The 19,621-nt window shown below is 46.8% G+C and carries 17 protein-coding genes and 4 tRNA genes; 10 read left to right on the plus strand and 11 right to left on the minus strand.

The genetic code is table 11. The annotated features are described in order from the left end of the window. Positions 1 to 19: 19 nt before the first annotated feature. The 6 genes from FCU94_RS05795 to FCU94_RS05820 form a co-directional block, all read right to left on the minus strand. The gene (locus FCU94_RS05795; RefSeq protein WP_176287577.1) at positions 20 to 427 is read right to left on the minus strand and encodes a GspS/AspS pilotin family protein; all 408 of its coding nucleotides are present in this window, start codon (positions 425 to 427) and stop codon (positions 20 to 22) included. A gap of 2 nt (positions 428 to 429) precedes the next feature. Continuing rightward, positions 430 to 726 (minus strand): YciI family protein, encoded by a 297-nt coding sequence (locus FCU94_RS05800; RefSeq protein ID WP_176287578.1) that lies wholly within the window; start codon positions 724 to 726, stop codon positions 430 to 432. A 105-nt stretch (positions 727 to 831) separates the two neighbouring features. Then, a complete protein-coding gene (gene yciA, locus FCU94_RS05805) occupies positions 832 to 1,224 on the minus strand; it encodes an acyl-CoA thioester hydrolase YciA (protein ID WP_176287579.1) in 393 nt (130 codons plus the stop codon). Between the two features lie 99 nt (positions 1,225 to 1,323). Further along, entirely contained in the window at positions 1,324 to 1,551 is a 228-nt protein-coding gene (locus FCU94_RS05810; protein WP_176287580.1) for a hypothetical protein, read from the minus strand. A 221-nt stretch (positions 1,552 to 1,772) separates the two neighbouring features. Continuing rightward, the gene (locus FCU94_RS05815; protein WP_176287581.1) at positions 1,773 to 4,304 is read right to left on the minus strand and encodes a hybrid sensor histidine kinase/response regulator; all 2,532 of its coding nucleotides are present in this window, start codon (positions 4,302 to 4,304) and stop codon (positions 1,773 to 1,775) included. Further along, positions 4,297 to 5,490 (minus strand): acyl-homoserine-lactone synthase, encoded by a 1,194-nt coding sequence (locus tag FCU94_RS05820; RefSeq protein ID WP_176287582.1) that lies wholly within the window; start codon positions 5,488 to 5,490, stop codon positions 4,297 to 4,299. The genes FCU94_RS05815 and FCU94_RS05820 overlap by 8 nt, the downstream gene beginning before the upstream one ends. A gap of 531 nt (positions 5,491 to 6,021) precedes the next feature. Here FCU94_RS05820 and ihfA point away from each other — a divergent pair. After that, entirely contained in the window at positions 6,022 to 6,318 is a 297-nt protein-coding gene (gene ihfA / locus FCU94_RS05825) for an integration host factor subunit alpha (RefSeq protein ID WP_004413569.1), read from the plus strand. Between the two features lie 127 nt (positions 6,319 to 6,445). On the opposite strand, the gene FCU94_RS05830 is transcribed toward ihfA, so the two are convergent. Together FCU94_RS05830 and efpL are read right to left on the minus strand one after the other, a co-directional pair. After that, positions 6,446 to 6,766: an HI1450 family dsDNA-mimic protein gene (locus FCU94_RS05830; RefSeq protein WP_176287583.1), complete on the minus strand. Its 321-nt coding sequence runs from the start codon at positions 6,764 to 6,766 to the stop codon at positions 6,446 to 6,448. Between the two features lie 2 nt (positions 6,767 to 6,768). Next, the gene (efpL, locus tag FCU94_RS05835; protein ID WP_176287584.1) at positions 6,769 to 7,335 is read right to left on the minus strand and encodes an elongation factor P-like protein EfpL; all 567 of its coding nucleotides are present in this window, start codon (positions 7,333 to 7,335) and stop codon (positions 6,769 to 6,771) included. Between the two features lie 133 nt (positions 7,336 to 7,468). Between efpL and FCU94_RS05840 the strand changes: the two genes are divergently transcribed. Together FCU94_RS05840 and FCU94_RS05845 are read left to right on the plus strand one after the other, a co-directional pair. Further along, positions 7,469 to 8,236, plus strand: coding sequence for a nucleotidyltransferase domain-containing protein (locus tag FCU94_RS05840; protein ID WP_176287585.1), 768 nt, complete (start codon positions 7,469 to 7,471; stop codon positions 8,234 to 8,236). Positions 8,237 to 8,329: 93 nt separating this feature from the next. Continuing rightward, positions 8,330 to 10,396 carry a PTS sugar transporter subunit IIC/EAL domain-containing protein gene (locus FCU94_RS05845; protein ID WP_176287586.1) on the plus strand — a complete coding sequence of 689 codons (2,067 nt, stop codon included), beginning with the start codon at positions 8,330 to 8,332 and terminating at the stop codon, positions 10,394 to 10,396. On the opposite strand, the gene FCU94_RS05850 is transcribed toward FCU94_RS05845, so the two are convergent. The 3 genes from FCU94_RS05850 to FCU94_RS05860 form a co-directional block, all read right to left on the minus strand. Next, positions 10,393 to 12,756: a DNA polymerase II gene (locus FCU94_RS05850; RefSeq protein ID WP_176287587.1), complete on the minus strand. Its 2,364-nt coding sequence runs from the start codon at positions 12,754 to 12,756 to the stop codon at positions 10,393 to 10,395. The two genes, FCU94_RS05845 and FCU94_RS05850, sit on opposite strands and share 4 nt — an antisense overlap. A gap of 70 nt (positions 12,757 to 12,826) precedes the next feature. Beyond that, positions 12,827 to 14,680 (minus strand): Lnb N-terminal periplasmic domain-containing protein, encoded by a 1,854-nt coding sequence (locus FCU94_RS05855; RefSeq protein WP_176287588.1) that lies wholly within the window; start codon positions 14,678 to 14,680, stop codon positions 12,827 to 12,829. 144 nt (positions 14,681 to 14,824) lie between these two features. Further along, positions 14,825 to 15,310, minus strand: a complete 486-nt coding sequence (locus FCU94_RS05860; RefSeq protein ID WP_176287589.1) for a DUF3015 domain-containing protein — start codon at positions 15,308 to 15,310, stop codon at positions 14,825 to 14,827. A 358-nt stretch (positions 15,311 to 15,668) separates the two neighbouring features. On the opposite strand from FCU94_RS05860, the gene uvrY reads away from it, so the two are divergent. From uvrY to FCU94_RS05895, 7 genes are all read left to right on the plus strand, one after another. Beyond that, on the plus strand, positions 15,669 to 16,313 hold the full coding sequence (uvrY, locus tag FCU94_RS05865; protein ID WP_176287590.1) for a UvrY/SirA/GacA family response regulator transcription factor: 645 nt from the start codon (positions 15,669 to 15,671) through the stop codon (positions 16,311 to 16,313). Between the two features lie 46 nt (positions 16,314 to 16,359). Further along, entirely contained in the window at positions 16,360 to 18,189 is a 1,830-nt protein-coding gene (uvrC, locus tag FCU94_RS05870; protein WP_176287591.1) for an excinuclease ABC subunit UvrC, read from the plus strand. A gap of 77 nt (positions 18,190 to 18,266) precedes the next feature. Further along, positions 18,267 to 18,824: a CDP-diacylglycerol--glycerol-3-phosphate 3-phosphatidyltransferase gene (gene pgsA / locus FCU94_RS05875; RefSeq protein WP_176287592.1), complete on the plus strand. Its 558-nt coding sequence runs from the start codon at positions 18,267 to 18,269 to the stop codon at positions 18,822 to 18,824. A 348-nt stretch (positions 18,825 to 19,172) separates the two neighbouring features. Beyond that, positions 19,173 to 19,246, plus strand: a tRNA-Cys gene (locus FCU94_RS05880). Between the two features lie 3 nt (positions 19,247 to 19,249). Beyond that, positions 19,250 to 19,325, plus strand: a tRNA-Gly gene (locus FCU94_RS05885). A gap of 67 nt (positions 19,326 to 19,392) precedes the next feature. After that, positions 19,393 to 19,479, plus strand: a tRNA-Leu gene (locus tag FCU94_RS05890). Positions 19,480 to 19,494: 15 nt separating this feature from the next. Continuing rightward, a tRNA-Gly gene (locus FCU94_RS05895) sits at positions 19,495 to 19,570 on the plus strand. The last annotated feature ends 51 nt before the right edge of the window (positions 19,571 to 19,621 follow it).

Genomic DNA, 19,621 nt, shown 5'->3' on the forward strand with positions numbered 1-19,621 from the left:
TTGAATTGGGTAGACTCGACTAGTTAAGTTGGGTACAGCGTGTTTTGGTGATCAACTCATCAGCCATAAGCTGTCCTCGGCTATTTCGCATTTTCACTCGATAGCTCAAACCAACGTCGAGGTTTCTTTGGGTTTCTGGACTAGTGCAATAACTGCGAATGCTGCGATTCAGCACTTGCTTAATCGGCTTGGCCCCTTTTGCGTCTTGGTTGTAGACCATCATAATCTCAATGGTGGTTTGATTGGCGTTGGCACGCAAAATGGATAATGGCCCAGCTTCGATGGGCAGTTCAGCCGCGAGAAGTTTGGCCCGGCTTTCTGCTAACATAGATAAGTGGCGCTGCCTCTCAGCATCAGCAGAAGAACATCCAGCCAACACCACGCTCGCTAAACATACGCTGACAAGAGCCTTAATGGGTAAATTCATGGTTAGAACACTTTCTTGAACGGCTTAACGATGACGTTGTGGTACACACCTGCGGCGACATACGGGTCGGCATCGGCCCAATCTTGTGCTTGTTGCAGTGAGTCAAACTCGGCAATCACGGTTGAGCCTGTAAAGCCAGCAGTACCTGGATCGCTTGAATCGATAGCCGGCATTGGCCCCGCGGTGAGCAAACGCCCTTCATCTTGGAGTTGTTGTAAACGTTCAAGGTGCGCTGGACGTACGCTAAGGCGTTTCTCCAGAGAGTTTTCTACGTCTTGAGAGAAAATGACATACCACATGATCTGCTGTCCTTTTTGCAATGGTGTTGATAGTGACTACACTCTACCCGAATCCCGACGATTTTAAAGTACTGAAGCGCCTATAATTTGATGTACTTCATTGAGTCACTTTATTGGGCGTGGCTTGCCTTCACCATCGATGGCCACGTAATTGAACGTGGCGTCGCACACCATGTATCTATCCTCTAAACCGTGTTCTTTGACGGGTTTGACCCACACTTCCAGATCAATACTCATCGATGTACGTCCGATCTTAGTGCAATCACCGTAACAGCAGACCACATCACCCACTCTCACGGGTTTTTTAAATGTAATACCAGAGACGGACACAGTGACGATGCGCCCTGAAGAGATCTCTTTTGCCAAAATGCCGCCAGCAAGATCCAGTTGGGACATGATCCAGCCGCCAAAAATATCACCATTGGCATTGGTATCGGCTGGCATTGCAAGGGTTCTTAGTAGGAGTTGTCCCTTAGGGGTATGGTTCTCTTGACTCATATTGACATCCACAACAAACAAAACAGCGACCAAAAGGGTCGCTGAAAAAAGGGATTGTAGCAAAATTTTTGTCCCAATCGCTAGAGTGAAGCTTAGCGTCTACAGTTGCATAATACGTTTGTAGTCTTCTAAGTAACCTTCATCGCGAAGACTGTCCACCGCGAACTGAAGCTCTTCATCGCTCATTGAGAAGCAACTCGACTTGCCCGTCATGCCGTTGAGATATTGATGATATTCGAGTTCGGTGAAGTGGCCAATACGATCAACCAGTAGGCTTTTGATGCCTGCGTGAATCAGTCTATAGTAGGTGTGACGTTGAACTTCCATAACGTACCTCTCTGGATGCGGCAAATGACTGATGCCGCTTATGTTCCGTGGCTAAAGAATAAGCATATTTGATGCCACTCTGATTGCGAACATTTGACAGTTACGATTTTATTTTAATGACAATAGGTTACAAGCAGAAAGGACGCGATATGCGTCCTTTTGGTTTTGCTGAGCTGCAATATGAGTGGCAGAATCGGAATCAACCTGCCACCTTTTTGACTCTACTGAGGCTGCGCAGCAAAAATAGAGTCAAGCATAGCGCTAAGTGCATCTTTGGTGGTGGGTTTGGTTAAGCGACCGTCCATCAGTTCACTCATTCTCTGAATGTCTTTAATGCCCGACTCACCAGAGAGAGCAACGATAGGAATGGTCGGATAGTGCTGTTTAATGATACTTGCCGCTTCGAACCCATCCATCACCGGCATTTGAATGTCCATAAAGACCAAGTCAATCGGGTTGTTTTGGATGATTTCAATGGCCACTTTGCCATTATTTGCCAACACAACGCCATAGCCCAACTGCTCTAGGTAGAGCTTGACCAAGGCGCGTTGAATTTCTTTATCATCGACAACGAGAATCATAGGTACCGAAGCGCGATTTGGGTTTGGCTCTGGTGCTGATGCCTTGGTTGGTACCTCGGTAGTCTGCAGCTTAGTGCCGACATCTGTAGTCGGGTTAATGGTGACTACTTGCTCTAAGGTCATGTTCGTGGCAGGGAAGGAGAGCGTAAACTCAGTGTAGCAGTTCGGCTCGGACTCACAGCTAATGGTGCCACCAAAGGCGTTCATCACGCGTTGACAATACCCTAAGCCAAGTCCGCTCCCCCCACTCTTGTTATGGCTGAAAAAGTCATCAAATACACGGTTAATCAGGTTGGGCGGAATACCCGGACCGCTGTCTCGAACAATCAGGTAGTTTTCATAACGCCCTTTTTGAGTGCGAATTTCGATGCGGCTATTTGGGTATGAATCAAAATAATAGATGGCGTTGCGCAGCAAATTAAACAGCACAAAGCTGAAGAGTGTGTCGTTGATCGCGACGACAAAATCCTCGTCGAGTTGTAGAGAGACTCTCTGACGGTGGTTGGCTTGTTCAAACCCATATTGCTCGACAGTCGCTCGAATCACAGGTGTGATGGCTGTAGGTTCTGCCGGCTCGAGTGCGAGTGAGGCGTCGTTAACTTCGCGGAGAATGATGTCAATCAGCTGTTTGCCACGCTCGACGGCTTGTTTCCCTTTTTCTACATGGTCGGCCAATGCTGCATGGCGTCCTTGAGGTTCGATCAACTGGTTAATGTACTCAAATTCAAGTTGCGCTTGTGCCAAAGGGTTGCGCATTTCATGAGCGATAGAGTTGGCTAACGCTTGAGATTGTTTGATCTTCAAACCCGCATTGATATATCCCTGAGCTTTTTTTACAACGAGCTGTAAGGCTTTGATTTCTTCACCAAAAAATAGGCGTCCGTTATGCTTTCGATGGGCGATCAACAGGTGAGAGACATTATTGGAGCGGTCAAAAATAGGCAGCACCATGGCGACATTATCGTTGTCCATTTTTTGGTAGAGTTTGCGCAGCGAGAGAATTTCTTTGCGATTTTGAATTTGCGGCAGGCTTTCCTCAATTTCTTCGAGCACTAACACGCTGGTACGGTTTTTCAGGTGTTTAGTGTACAAAGGCTCGTCTTGCACATTGGAAATCAGCTGAATCGCATCTTGGTCAACATTTAATATATTGGCGACCTTGCGGAGTGGTTCGTCAATCGAGCTTTGAAAGTCTTCAGCAAGTCGATAGATTTTTTGCTGTGGAGGCAAGCTTTCGCCGAATACCAGCCGACTCGCCACTTGCTCGCTGTAGCGGTTCAATCCACGCCAAAACAGACCTGTACATATGGTGGTGACCAGGGTGGTAAACAGCAGTTGTTCGGTCTCTGTTACCGTCAATACGACAAAGATTGGTAGAGCAATCACAAGCACCGACAGTGTCGTGCTCAACAGACGGAACACGATGTGGCGATTACTGTAAAAGCGTGAGGTCACCAAGGCGTACCCCATTAGCATCATTTCCGAGATTGAGAGTGCGGGGGGCAGCCAAGCGAGAGAGAAGTCGTCGTAAATCATAGGAATAACGACATGGATCAACAATGTTGACACCATAAATATGCTCATCCCAAACAACATATAGAGTGACTTAATATGCTGAAGAGGTTTTGCGCTGCGCGAGTATTGGGCGACACACTCGAATGAGAGCAAAATTAGGCACAGGACAATGGCGAAGAAGTAGGTTGTTGAACCGCCAAACTGAAGCGCGAACACGCCAGCCTTTTCAATATTGATGCTGTTGATCATCTCGTAATTGAAAAGATTCGCCAAAACTACGGCTAGTGAAACGAGCGCGAGTACGCCAAGTTTCAACTTGGTAGAACGTCGTTTCCCTTTGGCGAGCATCAAGCAAACAATATAGGCATTGGCGAACGCGGAGTAGGAGAACAGGTTGGCAACGATGGCGGCGAAGATCGCGGCATCATTTCCCCAAGTGACTAGCAAAGGAGAAAAGAAGTAGGCGTTGCTCAACACCCAGCCGAGTATCGACATACAGTAGAGTAAGTAGGGCGCTTTAATATGCTTAAGGCGCGATCTCGGGCTGCGCTTTATCGACTTAATGAAGTAGAGGTTCCATTGCAAGACGACAAATGAAACCAGCATTAAGAGGACAAAGACGGGGTGCAGATCAACGCTCGTCAGTGAATCAAGCATCGTTTACCTCTAGGCTGCGTTGTGTTGTTCTAACCATCTTCTGATATTGCTTAAAATCGATAGAGGCATACTGCTGGTGAAAGGACTCGACCAACCAAATACCTCGATAAGTCGGGTAGCCTAAATGGTCGATGCAGTATCGTCCAGTGTTGATGTATGCGCTATCGCTTAGTTGAGCATAAAAATTGAGCAGCCATGGGTTCTCAATAATGGTATAAGCGCACTGATATCCCGCTCGATGAAGCGCCTGAGCCATCTCTTTTTGCGCAAGATACAGTAAATAAAGACGTTGTCGCGCGCTTCCAGCGGTTGTTAAGCGAAGTATTTCACAAAGTTTTGCGTTTGAATCTACTTTTTCACGACATTGATGGTCGAAGTTGGCCAAACAACCATTATTTGGGACTAAGTTAACAAAAGCGCCCGTTTGATTGAGCAAGTGTAGGCTTCGGTCGTTGAGCAAAGGCTGCCATTGCTTGTGCTGGAAAAAAGGGCTGAAGCTTAACCAACGTTGGCGCTGCGTCCAGTCGGTAATCATTGCACTCGATGCTAAGCTGGGCGGGGTGTCTGGATGAGGTTGATGGAGTAATACAAAATGGCAGCCTTGAGATGAATGGTGCAGTAGCGGCAACAGTTCATACCATGACTGCTCGATCACAAATAGTTTGAGGTTCGCAAGACATATCGCATCAGACATCGAGTAGAGGCCTTCGCTATGGGGAGAGGTGACCAATAGATCACTGTGGGCGACATCCTCAATTAATGCCCCTCGGTAGTGACTGTCGATATAGCTTAGGCCGGGGGCGAGTTGAGTGGTGTAAGTTTTATGGCGCTGGATCTGGGTGACCTCGACCCAAGCCCACATTTTACCCAAAGACTGAAAATGCTTGAGCGCCACTTTTTCTAGCGCCAAATTGAGCTCACGTGTGGCAGCAGTCGTTGCGGTTGCGCCGTCACCCACCATTTGTAAATACTCTGGTGAGTGTAGGATCGTACTCAGACTGGAGTGGGTAAATTGAGGGTATCGGTCAAGCATCATTTGCTTGCGCTTGTTAATTAAACTCGTGAACCTATTTTGATAAGAGACAAAGCAAGAAGAGTGGGTGAGTTGCTCATAAAGCTCTGCCTGAGCGGTATCGTCGAGCACCTCGAGTTGCAAACAAGTCGAGAGTGTGGTGAGTAAAGTCATAGAATTAGCCAACATATTGTTATTAAGTTTTCAGCGTATTGTTAACGCCAAATTATTGTTTTTTATACATTGCCGATTATTGATAGATGCATGTTGATATGCAACATTAGAGGTAAGAATGTTCTGGTCAGATCTCAGTATCGGTCGCGAGTGGAGAGCGGTTGTTTCCGACAGCTGGCGGTGATCGCCGTGGGAACCGAGAAATAATAGTCGAATGGTTTAATATCAAAGGTTTGTTTGGTTTTACAGTCCCAATTCAGATACTTTATCTGACTATATTGTTAGTAGTGAGCTAAAATGCTGATGTTTAACAGTATTTTCTATCCCGGCAGGGCGAAAATGCTGTGGTTGAAATAGTCTATGTTGTTGTATTTACAGATTAAAACGTTTCAAGCAATAAAAAAGTTGGCGAAAATCATAAGCTTGTCATACACTTTCTAGGGTAAAGCCGATATGTTGTTGATTGGCTTAGCGAAAGTTAGGGTGCTGCCTAGTGGTGGCAATGTTTAACACAGCTTTGAGGAAAGTTTTATGGCGCTCACAAAGGCCGATTTGGCTGAGAACCTGTTTGAAAAGCTTGGATACAGTAAACGGGATGCCAAGGAAACGGTTGAGGCGTTTTTCGAAGAGATTCGTAAGGCACTTGAAAGTGGCGAACAGGTAAAACTGTCTGGGTTCGGTAATTTTGATCTTCGCGATAAAAATGAACGTCCAGGCCGAAACCCGAAGACCGGTGAAGACATTCCAATCAGTGCTCGCCGCGTTGTGACCTTTCGCCCAGGTCAAAAACTGAAAGCTCGCGTAGAGAACATTAAGATTGATGATTAACGCGTAGCGTTTAAGTACACCAAACGCGACAGGTTTATTCGTTCAACTATCGGCTGTAAACCTGCCAGATATATAAACGCCCCAGCGAATGCTGGGGCGTTTTAGTTTGTGAGTCTGGCTTTGCTGGTTAGTCGCGCTTCCACAAGGCGTGACAGAACTTATGCTCAGGATCTCGGCTAATTAACAGGCGAGCAAAGACATCATCGAGTACATCGTCTTGCTCATTGACCAAACCGACTCGTACTTCCGCGTATGTCTCTTTGTCGACGTCAAACCCAACATGAGCCGCCCAGTCATCACCTGTTTCAACCAATTCGGCTGCACCACGTTCATCAAACTGAGCGGTAAATAGGATGACATCTGCTGGCTCTAGGTTGTCTGGAGCCATCTCAAGAAAAATATCATAGGCCGTATCGATTGCTTCGTCGTAAGAGATCAGTTCGGCCATAATTACGCTCGACTCATGTATTTGCGCTCAGTGGTGTTGATGACAACACGGTCGCCTGTGGCAATGTATTCTGGCACTTGGATTGTTAACCCGGTTGCAAAGCGAGCTGGCTTGGTGCGAGCAGAAGCGGAGGCCCCTTTAATCGAAGGGTCAGTCTCTTCGATAACAAGCTCAACAGATGCAGGCAGTTCAAGAGCGACAGCGTTACCATTCACTAAGATAACGTGTAGACCTTGGATCTCTTCATTGATGAACATCAGTTCATCTTGGATTTCATCTTGTTTGAAGGTGTATTGAGTAAAGTCTTCATTATCCATAAAGATGTATTCATCACCGTCAACGTATGAAAAAGAAGAAGCGCGCTTGAACATATCTACAGTTTCTAGCACATCGTCGGACTTAAAGCGCTCATCAACACGTGCGCCCGTGGTTAGGTCACTGCAGCGAAGTTTGTAAATCTTAGCGCCACCACGGCCACCAGGAGTTGTCACTTCGATATCTTTGATCAGTAGCGTTTTGCCGTTCGATTCAATCGCAAAACCTTTTTTCAGTTCACTCGCCTTTGGCATGAACAATTTCCTTCGTATGTGAGTTAGTCGCCATAGTATATATCGAGACAATAGCGGAAGGAATATCTTGATTGATCAATCACGCTGAGCGAACATAAGCCTATTCAGACCTGATTAATTTGTTAACAATCAAATGCATCTATCCACAATCGACCCCAATGAAGCGTTTCAGCCTCAGTACCAGCCAGCGATCGATGCTCTGGTGAGTTTTGTAAAAACCGGGCTGGGGGAGAACCTGCATAGTGTCTATTTATATGGCAGTGTTGCGCGTAAAACCGCTAAGCCGAATCACTCTAATCTTGATGTTATCGTGGTAACGCAACACCCTTTTGGCGACATCAAAACCACCCTGTTTAACTCTATTCGTTGGCGTTTTCAAAAAGCTTACCCCTTTATTACAGAAATCAATTTTAAAACCGCATTGGTGAGTGAAGTCGCCAGCCTCGATAGCATTTTTTCATGGGGATTTCAGTTACGCCATTGCTCGGTATGCATTTATGGTGATGATTTGTCGGAGTGCTTTGGCGACTACGAACCCAGCTGGGAAATTGCAAAGTATTGGAACATGGATGTGGAAGACTGGGTAGCGGTCTATCGCAACCGCATCGCACGTGCCGATAAAGAACCGGATCAAATCCGAGCTCAGAAAATTATCGCAAAAAAATTGCTAAGAGCGAGTTACTCACTGGTGATGCACAAAGATAAGCGTTGGTATGATGATCCGATAGAGTGTGGCCGGGCATTTTTGCGCTACCATCCAGAAAAGCAAGTTGAGATTGAACGTTTGGGTATACTGCTCAGCGGGCGACTTATTGCCAAGCGGTCGGTGATCGGTATTTTGGATGGGTTTGGCGAATGGTTGGTAAAACAATACAAGAAGACCGAGTTCAAGATAGGCTAACAGATTACCCAACGCTTTATTTTTTGTTATTTAATTATAGAAAACTCACCTATCTGCTAACTTTAAAGAAGGTCCCAAGGAGTTAGCCGTTCAATGGAAACGTCGAGCCGACAACGCGCCTCAACGGTGCTATCAACATGGTTTGTAAAGTTTGTTTTTCCCTCTTTTCAAGCGATTAGAGAAGGGATGGTTTGGTTGATCCCGTGTCTGATGATTTCATCGTTTTGCCTGTTGTTAGCTTGTTTGGGCGAGTTCTTCGTTGGTTATCGCACGGGGTGGGTGAACGCGCTCTATGAATTGCATCAGGGGATAGCGTTATTTTTTCCGTACCTGATGACCGCCACCATTTCTTATGTGTTAGCGATGCAATGGCGACTGCCGCGACCACCGATCGCTTTGCTCTCTATTTTGTATTTAATCCTCGTGGCGAGGTTAATGCCGGAGGAGCAAACGGTACTCACTTTTCAAATTATTATGGCGATTTTGACGCCACTCTATGCCATTCCAGTGCTGGCGCACCTGCTGCGCTACTCGACACTGCAGTTAACGAAAATTGATAGTGCAGGGCACATCGTCAAAGAGTCGCTGAACTTGGTGATGCCTGCTGTGATCACCAGTGCCTTGGTCGTTACGATTAACCTACTGCTGTTTAGTGGAATAAGTGACTTATCATTGTTGTCATTAATGCATGTCGATTACGCGAACAGCCCAACGTTATTCGGCATGACGTTTAGTGTGTTGAACTCACTGTTTTGGTTTATCGGGGTTCATGGTTACTATGCGTTGTTACCTTTGGTCGATTTGCTGCAAGAAGCGAGCAACCTAAACTACTCCACTGTTTTGGCCGGCGGCGAAGGGGTGTATCCGATGAACCTCTCGTTTATGGGCGCGTTCGTATTTATTGGCGGGAGTGGGGCTACGCTGTCTTTAGTTGTGGCGCTTCTGCTGTTTACTAAGCAAAAAAGCTTAAAGCTAATCGCACTGGCGAGTATCCCGATTGGGCTGCTTAACATTAACGAAATATTGCTGTTTGGCCTGCCAATTATTTTGAATCCGCGCTTATTTGTGCCTTTTTTGTTGGCACCAATGGCCAATGTTATCATCAGTATGATGGCGGTCTCTCAGGGCTGGGTGGTGTCGCCAAGTGTATCGGTTCCTTTCAATAGTCCGATCTTCTTCAACGCCCTCGTTGCGACCGATGGAGACATTGCGGCGGTGTTGCTACAGGCGTTTAATGTCTTGGTTGGTGTAGTGATTTATTATCCAGCGGTGAAAGCCATTGGTCATTCTCACGACAAGCAAGCCATCCATATTACTGCACTGGATACCAGTTTTTCGCGCCTTCAAGAAGAAGCGCAGACCTTGAGTGACGACCCAGTTGTTGAACTGGCGAGAAAAACGCGCGAAAACCGCGCCATCGAACGTGAGATGGAGCTGCTTAGTCGACGGGATTTCTGCTTAGAGTACCAGCCTCAGGTTTCGCCTTCTAATCAACAAGTGGTAGGGTGTGAAGCGCTGATTCGTGCCATCAACGACAAGGGTGATAAGCTACAGCCATATCAATTTTTACCTTGGCTGGAAAAAGCCGGTTTGATGAAAGAGCTAGACTTATGGGTGGTAAAACAGGCGGTCAGTGATGTTGAAAAGATGCAAACACAAGGAGTCTTTATCAATGTCAGTGTTAATATTACCCCTGATACTCTGCTTGATGAAGAGAGTCTCACTAAGCTAGAAGCGATGATAGAACCTTATGCACACTATGTCGATATTGAGATAACCGAAGAAACCTTGCTTGCAGACACTCAACGTTTGACGCTGGCGCTCAATCGGTTACATCAGTTGGGGGTTAAGTTTCATATCGATGACTTCGGTACGGGCTACTCCTCGTTGAGCTACCTCAACCAGTTCGATATCGACTGCATCAAAATTGACCGCTCATTTGTCTTAGCGCTTGATTCCGAGAAGGGCCGCCGTGTCTTTAAAACTTTATTGGCTATCGCCGATCAACTCGCGATGGAGGTCATCGTTGAAGGTGTAGAAACCGAACAACAGCTAGCTCATATTCCACGCTCGAGCTCGGTGACAGTTCAAGGCTGGTATTACGCTAAAGCAATGCCCATCGAAGCGTTGATCAACTATTGTAACCGCTCAGCGAGCTAAAATAGCCCCAATTGCGGTTCGCTTAAAGTCGCAAAATCTAATCCGATAAATGGCAAGATTGCTTCGGCAACGGGTTTCAACTGTTTATCAATGTAGTGCTGATAATCAATTGCACTTTTATGGTATTCACGTGGCTCAGGGCCAGACACGGTGATCACATATTCAATACGTCCGCGGTTTTGGTATTGTAGTGGGCGTCCCAATTGAGCGTTGATCTCATCGGCCATACGTGCTGCGCGCACTTGAGGTGGAATGTTCTTCTGATAGTCGTGGAGCTTGCGGCGAAGACGCTTTTGATAAATGAGTTTTTCATCAAACTCACCAGTCTTGGTACGCTCGACAAAATCGCGAATATAGTTACTTGGATCTTTATCGGCGAACACTTTCGCGTATAAAACCTGTTGAAACTCTTGTGCCAGCGGAGTCCAGTCTGTACGGGCACTCTCTAACCCTTTAAATACGATGCGTTCTTGCTCACCTTCGCCAATTAAGCCCGCGTAGCGCTTTTTAGAACCCGTTTCTTGCCCGCGAATGGTTGGCATTAAGAATTTGCGATAATGCGTTTCGTATTCCAGCTCAAGGATGGACGTTAAGTTGTATTCTTGTTTAAGGTGCTGCGTCCACCATTGGTTAATATGTTCGACCAATTGATTGCCGACTTTGTCAGCCTCTTGTTGACTAAACTGGCCATTTAAAGAGACAAAAGTAGAGTCGGTATCACCGTAGATTACTTGATAGCCTTTGTCTTCTATCAAGCGTTTGGTTTGTTTCATGATTTCGTGGCCGCGCATGGTGATACTGGAAGCTAAACGCGTATCAAAGAAACGACAACCAGAAGAGCCCAAAACACCATAAAACGAGTTCATGATAATTTTGATCGCTTGCGAGAAAGCTGTCTCATTGTTCTTTTTCGCTACATCTCTCGCCGCCCAGAGGGTCTCGATCATTTGCGGTAAAAAGTGTTTTGTGCGATGAAACTGACCACCACGAAACCCCGCGACAGCTTGGTCGTCACGTTTACCGATTTCCAACGTTAACCCTTCGATAAGACCCATAGGATCGATAAGGAAGCTACGAATTATCGAAGGGTACAGGCTCTTAAAATCGAGCACCAACACAGAGTCGTAAAGATTCGGGATGGAATCCATCACATACCCACCAGGACTTGCGAGCCAGTTCTCTGGTTGCAAGTTTGGTGCAACGTAACCCGCCCGATGAAGCTGCGGTAGGTAAAGGTTGGTAAATGCGGCGACCGATCCTCCGACACGATCCAGTTCAACGCCGGTTAACCTTGAGCGTTCAATGGAAAACTGGAGTAGGTGTGTGTGGGCGAAGATCTTGTTCACCAGCACACAATCTTGCAGATTGTATTTCGCTAAAGACGGTTTGTCTTTTTTGAACATCTGGTTAATTTCGTCCATGCGGTCATGTACGTTGTGGATTTGCTTACCTTCGCCCAGTAACTCTTGGGAAACGGATTCGAGTGACCAGCTACGGAAGTGATAAGTCGCGGTTTTGAGCGTATCGATACCATCCATCACGACCCGTCCGGGAATAGAGATAAAACTTTGTTGCGTTGTATTGGAAGTGCGGAAGTAGCTGGTTTGATTCCCGCGGCCGAGATATAGTTTTAGTTTGTTCCACTCTGCTCGTTTGTGCAGCAACCTGAAGTCGAAATCAATCACGTTCCAGCCGATGATCACGTCAGGGTCAAACTGCTTAAACCAGCGGACCATCGCGAGTAACAGTTCGCGCTCGTCTTTTACCCACTCGATGGGCGTTTCTGCGGGCTGAGATTCGCCAATCATAATGACGCGGCTATCCATCGGGCTGTCGAGACCAATCGAATAGAGAATGCCTTTTTCTGAACATTCAATATCAACAGACACCACTTTAAGCTGCGGCGTGTAATCTCCCTGGCGACACTTTACGTTTGTGATACGCTGATAACCGTGTCCAGATTGGCGGGTGCCAGTAAACTCGACGCTGCCTTTGATAAATCGCTCCATCAAATATCGGTCGGCCAAGCGAATGTCGTCTTCAAGTATCAGCAGTTCATGAAGTTTGAGTGCCCGGCTTAGCGCTTGTGCGTCTTTAACCGTTGTACAGTAACACGCGGCCAGCGGTTCGGAATCAAAGCTATGTAGCGGCAACGGCTTTAGTTCGGCAGGTATCGCCATGTTGGCAATCTGTTCTTCGATGACGGCGATGTCTTGCTGTAAAACAAAGAATACAGGCTTTTCGCCCTCGATGATGAGCTGCGCAGGACCTTGCTCGGTCGCGAGCCATAAGTCGATTTGGGTGTTGCCTGACACGTCTCGCGCTTGGCGAGTCAGGAGAAAGCCTTGGTTAATGGTCATCAAAGTACTACTAAATAAAAAGCGAAACATCAACGTGATGTTCCGCTTCAGTAGCTTAGCACAATGTGAGTTAGTAGTAGATATAAGCGGTAATTTTTGCGCTGACGTCTTCTTCTTGCCAGTGTTGGTAGGTTACTTGACTACGCACGGCTAAGTTGCGGTTAAATGACCACTGCCAGCTTGCCGTGGCACTGGCGTTTTGGTCGGCTTCGGTACTGAATAAAGAGAGGTATTGTCCTTGAATACCGATGCGGTGTCGGTCACCCAATTGGTAGAGTATACCTGCTTCAACCCCTGCCCCTGGTACTGCATCGTAGCCGGTGAGTTGACCACCGCTGAGCTCTGCAGAGAACAAACCGTACAAATGCAGCCCGTCCGAATTGCCCCACGCTTTACCGAACCCACCTTGTGCAAAGGTACGTCCGGCAAGTTTGTCTTCGTCTGGCCGGCGGTCAAAACCGAGACGCACATTCCACGCCGAGCTGTCAAAGATACGGTTTGAAGGGGCCAGGGCCATAGAGTCAACCAAGTAGAAGCGATCGACGCGACTGCTGCCATTGTCATCAAAACTGAATTGGGTATCCAAAAAGCTGATTTTAGCGCCCGGAATAAATCCAGCTTGAGAATCGAGCAAATCGTGGTACGCCGGGCGCCATTCGAAGGTCGCTTTGTTGGTGTAATGATCGCTGTACTGGTAACTCAGGCCAATTCTTGCTGACGCGTGCCCTTGCTCAGGAGAAATGCTGGGCTTAGGGACTTGCGAAAACGGTGACTCCACCTTGATACGACTACGCTGATACAGCAGCTCGGTTAAACGCTTCGCCGTTGGAGCTCGTTCTAGGCCAGCATCATACAGTTCGAAGTTTAGCCATTCGTAAGCAAATTCCAAAATGGCTGCGCGTTCAGTGTCAGTGTATTCGTCAGCCGAAGGAAATTGACCTTGCTTCGCCTGCTTGGCGGCTTCGAATAGGCGCGGGTCGATCTCTTGGCTTTGATGAAGTAGGCGAGTACCGAATGCTTCACGATACTTGGGCTCTTCGAGTAAACCGTTCTTCGCCAGCGTTTCAACTGTGTCTGATGGAATCGCTTGTAACGGGAAATCGGCAATCAGCGACAAATCATCGCGTGCCAATTCAAGCAGCGCGAGCAACTGATATGAGCAGTTTTCGTCAAGGAAGTAGTAATCAAACTCAGCGCGTTGCATTTCCCACAGATGAAGCAACACACGATTCACTTCTTGTTCGTTGAGCTTGAGTTTGTACTCCCAAATGTCTCGTGATTCGATGTCGTTGTACTCGCGTACTTTGCGGTAATACGGCATCACGGTGAAACGCCCCGGATAGCTCCCGACCAAACCTTTGAAAGCGTAGAGCGCGGCGTTGTCTTGTGTCTCTGGCTCTGCGGCGAAGTTAATCGCAAATGCGACCAGCTCTTTGTGTCTGGTTTGATCTTTTGCATCTACTCGTAACAGGGTATGGCCAAACATCGAAGACGGGTTATTCATAAACGCGGTTGGAAATACCAGCGTCATGCCGCTAGGGTCAATCACCTCTCGCCACGTTTGCATCTCTTCACACTCTAACTTCGCTTCTCGGCCAGCTTTGGACTCCAACCAGGTAAAACGTGCAGGGTATTGGCAACGAGCTTCGTTAGCGGCTAAAGCGTCACTGCTGTAGAGCGCGGCGACAGTCGCATTGAGTTCGGCAAGTGGTGAGGTCTTACCTTGCGGTGAGAAGAAAAACGCCTCTTTGTCGACACTGCTCTCATAGCCAGAAAAGGTATTTGGTAAGTAGTGGCCTAACTTGAGCCAATAAGGGTCACTGGCGAGTTGTTCGGTATCGAAATTTGATTGTGCAACCGTTGGAGCACTAAAAAGTCCGCCAAGGCTGGCGAGAAGAGGAATACAAAGGGAAGATAGCTTCATGTAATACTGCTGTTCAATCCGTGAGAATAGCTAAGTACTTTATAGGTAATTATTTGAATATTAAAGGACTTAGCTATTCAAGACGTGGTAGAGATATAAAAAAGGTGCTCAAAGAGCACCTTACGTAGCATTATACCTATTTACTTAGATCGCGTAAGTCGCAAGAGCGTTGTCGCCAGCAACTAACGTATTCAAGTTAGTAAATACTTCTTGAGAAGTGACGTTTTCAGATTTGAAAACTTCTGCAAAGTTTTGTTGAGCAAGCTCGTTGAATGCAGACTTATCTGCTTCGTTGATGCCCCAAACTTCAGATAGAGTTGCCAGAGTCTCACCTTCGCCTTTCGCGATATCGCGAGCTAGGTTATCCATGTTGCCATCGATGAATAGAGCCAGTTTCTGAGATGAGTCGATAGTGCCTGTTCCATCACAACCTAGTGTACCGAATGTGATACCGAATGTTTGGTTACCAGAAGTACCGTTAGTAGTAGCACCTAGCACTTTAGATACTTTGCCAGACTGACCGTCAAATACCATAGTACCTAGACCACAACCGATGTCTGAGTCAGCCATTGCAACGTTTGAAAGTGGGAGAGTTGAAGCCAGAGCTGCCACTGCTAGTAGCTTTTTCATAACAATTCCTTATTAAATTTAGTTCTTTGCGAACAGAGAGTTAGCGCACGGTGGAATGTAATATTATTCACACCTTTTTACAATTAAATGAAAACGCTCCGGATTTCAATCAATATTTGATTGGTTGCACATTAGTGTGCCATTTTTGAGACTGTTCAGTCTTCATTTTTCTATGATATTGATTGAAATGTAATTAAGTAACGTAGGCGCAGAACTTCAAATAAGTACTTGCTAAAGTTTGCGTTTCAGCACATATTCAGAGGAAGCAATTTTTTCATTTTCAGATAAACTAGGCAGCTATAGCTGTTATCCACATCGAGTGGGTGCAGAGCCAAAGACAAAGTGTGGAGATACAAGTTTGATAAATGTTTTCCTTGTAGATGATCACGAGCTGGTTCGCACAGGGATACGACGTATTATTGAAGACGTCCGTGGAATGAACGTAGCAGGGGAAGCTGAAAGCGGTGAAGAAGCAGTAAAATGGTGTCGTAATAATCATGCTGACGTCATTTTGATGGATATGAACATGCCAGGTATTGGGGGATTAGAGGCCACCAAAAAGGTATTGCGTTTTAATCCAGATGTGAAAATTATCGTTTTGACGGTTCATACGGAAAATCCGTTTCCAACTAAAGTGATGCAGGCCGGCGCAGCAGGGTATTTAACCAAAGGCGCAGGCCCAGATGAGATGGTCAATGCGATTCGCATGGTCAACAGCGGACAACGCTACATTTCACCGGAAATTGCTCAACAGATGGCGTTAAGTCAGTTTTCTCCGGCTTCGGAAAATCCATTTGCTGATCTGTCTGAGCGTGAATTACAAATCATGATGATGATAACCAAAGGTCAAAAAGTAACCGACATCTCCGAGCAGTTGAATTTGAGTCCTAAAACCGTCAACAGTTATCGGTACCGTTTGTTCAGTAAGCTGGATATTAGCGGTGATGTTGAGTTAACGCACTTGGCCATTCGTCATGGCATGATTGATACCGAGACTCTGTAGGACATTGATACCTTAATGACGTTGTCTACTCGTTAAAGGGATATCTATGCCCCTGTTTGACTCTGAATCTTTTCTAAAAACCGTCACCAATCAGCCCGGCGTTTATCGTATGTATAACGCTGAGGCTGTGGTGATCTATGTCGGTAAAGCAAAAGACCTCAAAAAGCGTCTTGCTAGCTACTTTCGCGCCAAAGTAGATAGCGAAAAGACGCGCGCTTTAGTTAGTAATATCGCTAAGATTGATGTTACCGTGACTCACACCGAGACAGAAGCGCTGATCCTCGAGCACAACTACATTAAGCAGTATTTACCCAAATACAATGTATTGCTGCGCGATGACAAGTCCTACCCATATATTTTCGTCAGCGGTCATAAGCATCCGCGGCTCTCTATGCATCGCGGCGCGAAAAAGCGCAAAGGGGAGTATTTTGGCCCCTATCCAGATTCAGGCGCGGTACGCGAAACGCTCCATCTTATCCAAAAAATTTTTCCAGTTCGTCAGTGTGAAGATACGGTTTACAGTAACCGGACTCGCCCCTGTTTGATGTACCAAATCGGTCGGTGTGCAGCGCCTTGTGTCAGCAGCATTATTTCAGACAGTGAGTACGATGAGTTGGTGGGATATGTGCGGCTTTTCTTGCAAGGGAAAGACAAGCAAGTGTTAGCTTCATTGGTCGAAAAAATGGAACAAGCCAGTCAAGCGTTACAGTTTGAGCAGGCGGCTAAGTTTCGCGATCAGATACAGGCCATTCGCCGCGTCCAAGAGCAACAGTTTGTTTCTGAAGACTCGATGGAAGATATGGATGTGCTCGGTTTTGCTCAAGAGAGTGGCATCGCGTGTATTCATATTTTGATGATTCGTCAGGGTAAGGTATTGGGTAGCCGTAGTCATTTTCCTAAGATACCAAACAACACCAATGCTCAAGAGGTGTTTTACAGTTTCCTGAGTCAATATTACCTGAGCCACAACGAAGCGCGCACCATCCCGAGTCGTATTATACTAAATCAGCCTTTGAGCGAAGAAGCGCAACCGATCGCGTTAGCACTCAGTGAGATAGCAGGTCGCAAGGTGACATTTCATGTCAACCCGACAGGGACCCGTGGTCGTTACCTCAAGTTGGCCAATACCAATGCGCTCACGGCCATTACCACTAAGATCAACCATAAGATGACGATTTCGCAGCGCTTTAAAGAGCTGAGAGCGTTACTGGGCCTAGACACTATCCAGCGCATGGAATGTTTTGATATTTCTCACACCATGGGGGAGAGCACGATTGCGTCTTGTGTGGTGTTTAATCAAGAAGGACCGGTTAAACAAGAGTATCGCCGTTACAATATTAGCGGGATCACTGGCGGGGACGACTACGCAGCGATGGGACAGGCCCTCGAACGTCGTTATTCCAAGCAGCTCGATGTCGAGAAAATCCCAGACATAGTGTTTATCGACGGGGGAAAAGGTCAACTGAATCGTGCCCACGAAATCATTTGTCGCTATTGGAGTGATTGGCCTAAACGCCCACTTTTACTCGGTATTGCCAAAGGCGTCACGCGCAAGCCAGGGTTAGAAACTTTGGTAACGGTAGAGGGGGATGAGTTCAACCTACCGAGTGATGCACCAGCACTCCACCTGATGCAGCATATCCGCGATGAAAGTCATAATCATGCGATTGCAGGGCATAGAGCTAAGCGTGGCAAAACACGCCGCACCAGTGCGTTAGAAGGTATCGAAGGGGTTGGACCTAAACGCCGTCAAGCGTTACTTAAGTACTTGGGCGGCCTACAAGAATTGAAACGAGCCAGTGTCGAAGAAATCGCCAAAGTGCCTGGGATCAGTGCTTCTTTAGCAGAAAACATCTATCAAGCATTGAAACAATAGCAAAAATCCCGCACCATAAGGCGCTGCTTGGAAGCAGTCAACCGAGCCATACGCAAACAAAAAGAGCCCTAAAAAATATGCGTTTAAACATTCCCAACATCCTGTCTTTGTTGCGACTATTCTTGATACCAGTTTTTGTCGTTGTGTTTTATCTTCCTTACAGCTGGTCTCCTTTCGCAGCAGCGATGGTGTTTTGGGTGGCGGGGTTTACCGATTGGCTTGATGGCATGCTGGCACGAAAATTGGGTCAAACGTCTCGTTTTGGAGCCTTTATTGATCCGGTGGCAGACAAAGTACTGGTCGCGACCGCTCTTATCTTGATTACCGAGCACTACCATTCAATCTGGGTGACAATTCCCGCGGTGACTATGATTGCTCGAGAGATCATTATCTCTGCATTACGTGAATGGATGGCCGAAATCGGCAAACGCGCTAGTGTGGCGGTTTCATGGGTAGGTAAGGTGAAAACGGTCAGCCAAATGTTTGCCTTATGGGTGTTGATTTGGCGTTATGACGATTGGATGATTTGGCTGGGGTATGCGGCTCTCTATGCGGCAACCGTGTTGACTTACTGGTCAATGGCGCAGTATTTACTGGCCGCCAAGGATGATTTGCTCGACAAACAACATCATTAACAGAAAGCCCACATTGATGGGCTTTTTTTGTGCTTAAACTCGGTGTGATTAGTTGCAAATAGTATAAGAAATAATAGTTAGTGCAGATATAAGAGCTGTCATTGTGATAACTGAAGTTTGTGGGGCGCTACTTTTGCCGCACAGCTTCTATTTGTCAGCAAACTTTATTTTCAATAACTTGGTGGTAAAGTCGCCAAACCTCAATGAGAAATAACGATTTTTGTTCGTTTTGGCGGGAATTTAGACAAACGATTTAAAAAATTAAAAATAGTGTTGACGAACAAGTTCGAATCCGTAGAATGCATCCCGTACCCAAGACGAGTTGAGAATAACTCGATGCGGTTTTGGGGCGCGTTGGCAGAGTGGCTATGCAGCGGATTGCAAATCCGTGGACCTCGGTTCGACTCCGGGACGCGCCTCCATTTGCGACACTAGCTCAGTTGGTAGAGCGCAACCTTGCCAAGGTTGAGGTCACGAGTTCGAACCTCGTGTGTCGCTCCAAATTTTTCGATAGTGATTTCATAATCGTTATCCAGATGGTGTCTCCATCACAAATTTAGATTTGTGTGCCCTGGTGGTGGAATTGGTAGACACAAGGGATTTAAAATCCCTCGGCGTTCGCGCTGTGCCGGTTCAAGTCCGGCCCGGGGCACCATCTAATCACGCTCTTGCGACACTAGCTCAGTTGGTAGAGCGCAACCTTGCCAAGGTTGAGGTCACGAGTTCGAACCTCGTGTGTCGCTCCAAATTGTAAAGCCCTAGCAGAAATGCTAGGGCTTTTTGGTTTCTGGTGGTGG

The sequence above is a fragment of the Vibrio sp. JPW-9-11-11 genome, from assembly GCF_013369335.1.
Lineage (GTDB): Bacteria > Pseudomonadota > Gammaproteobacteria > Enterobacterales > Vibrionaceae > Vibrio.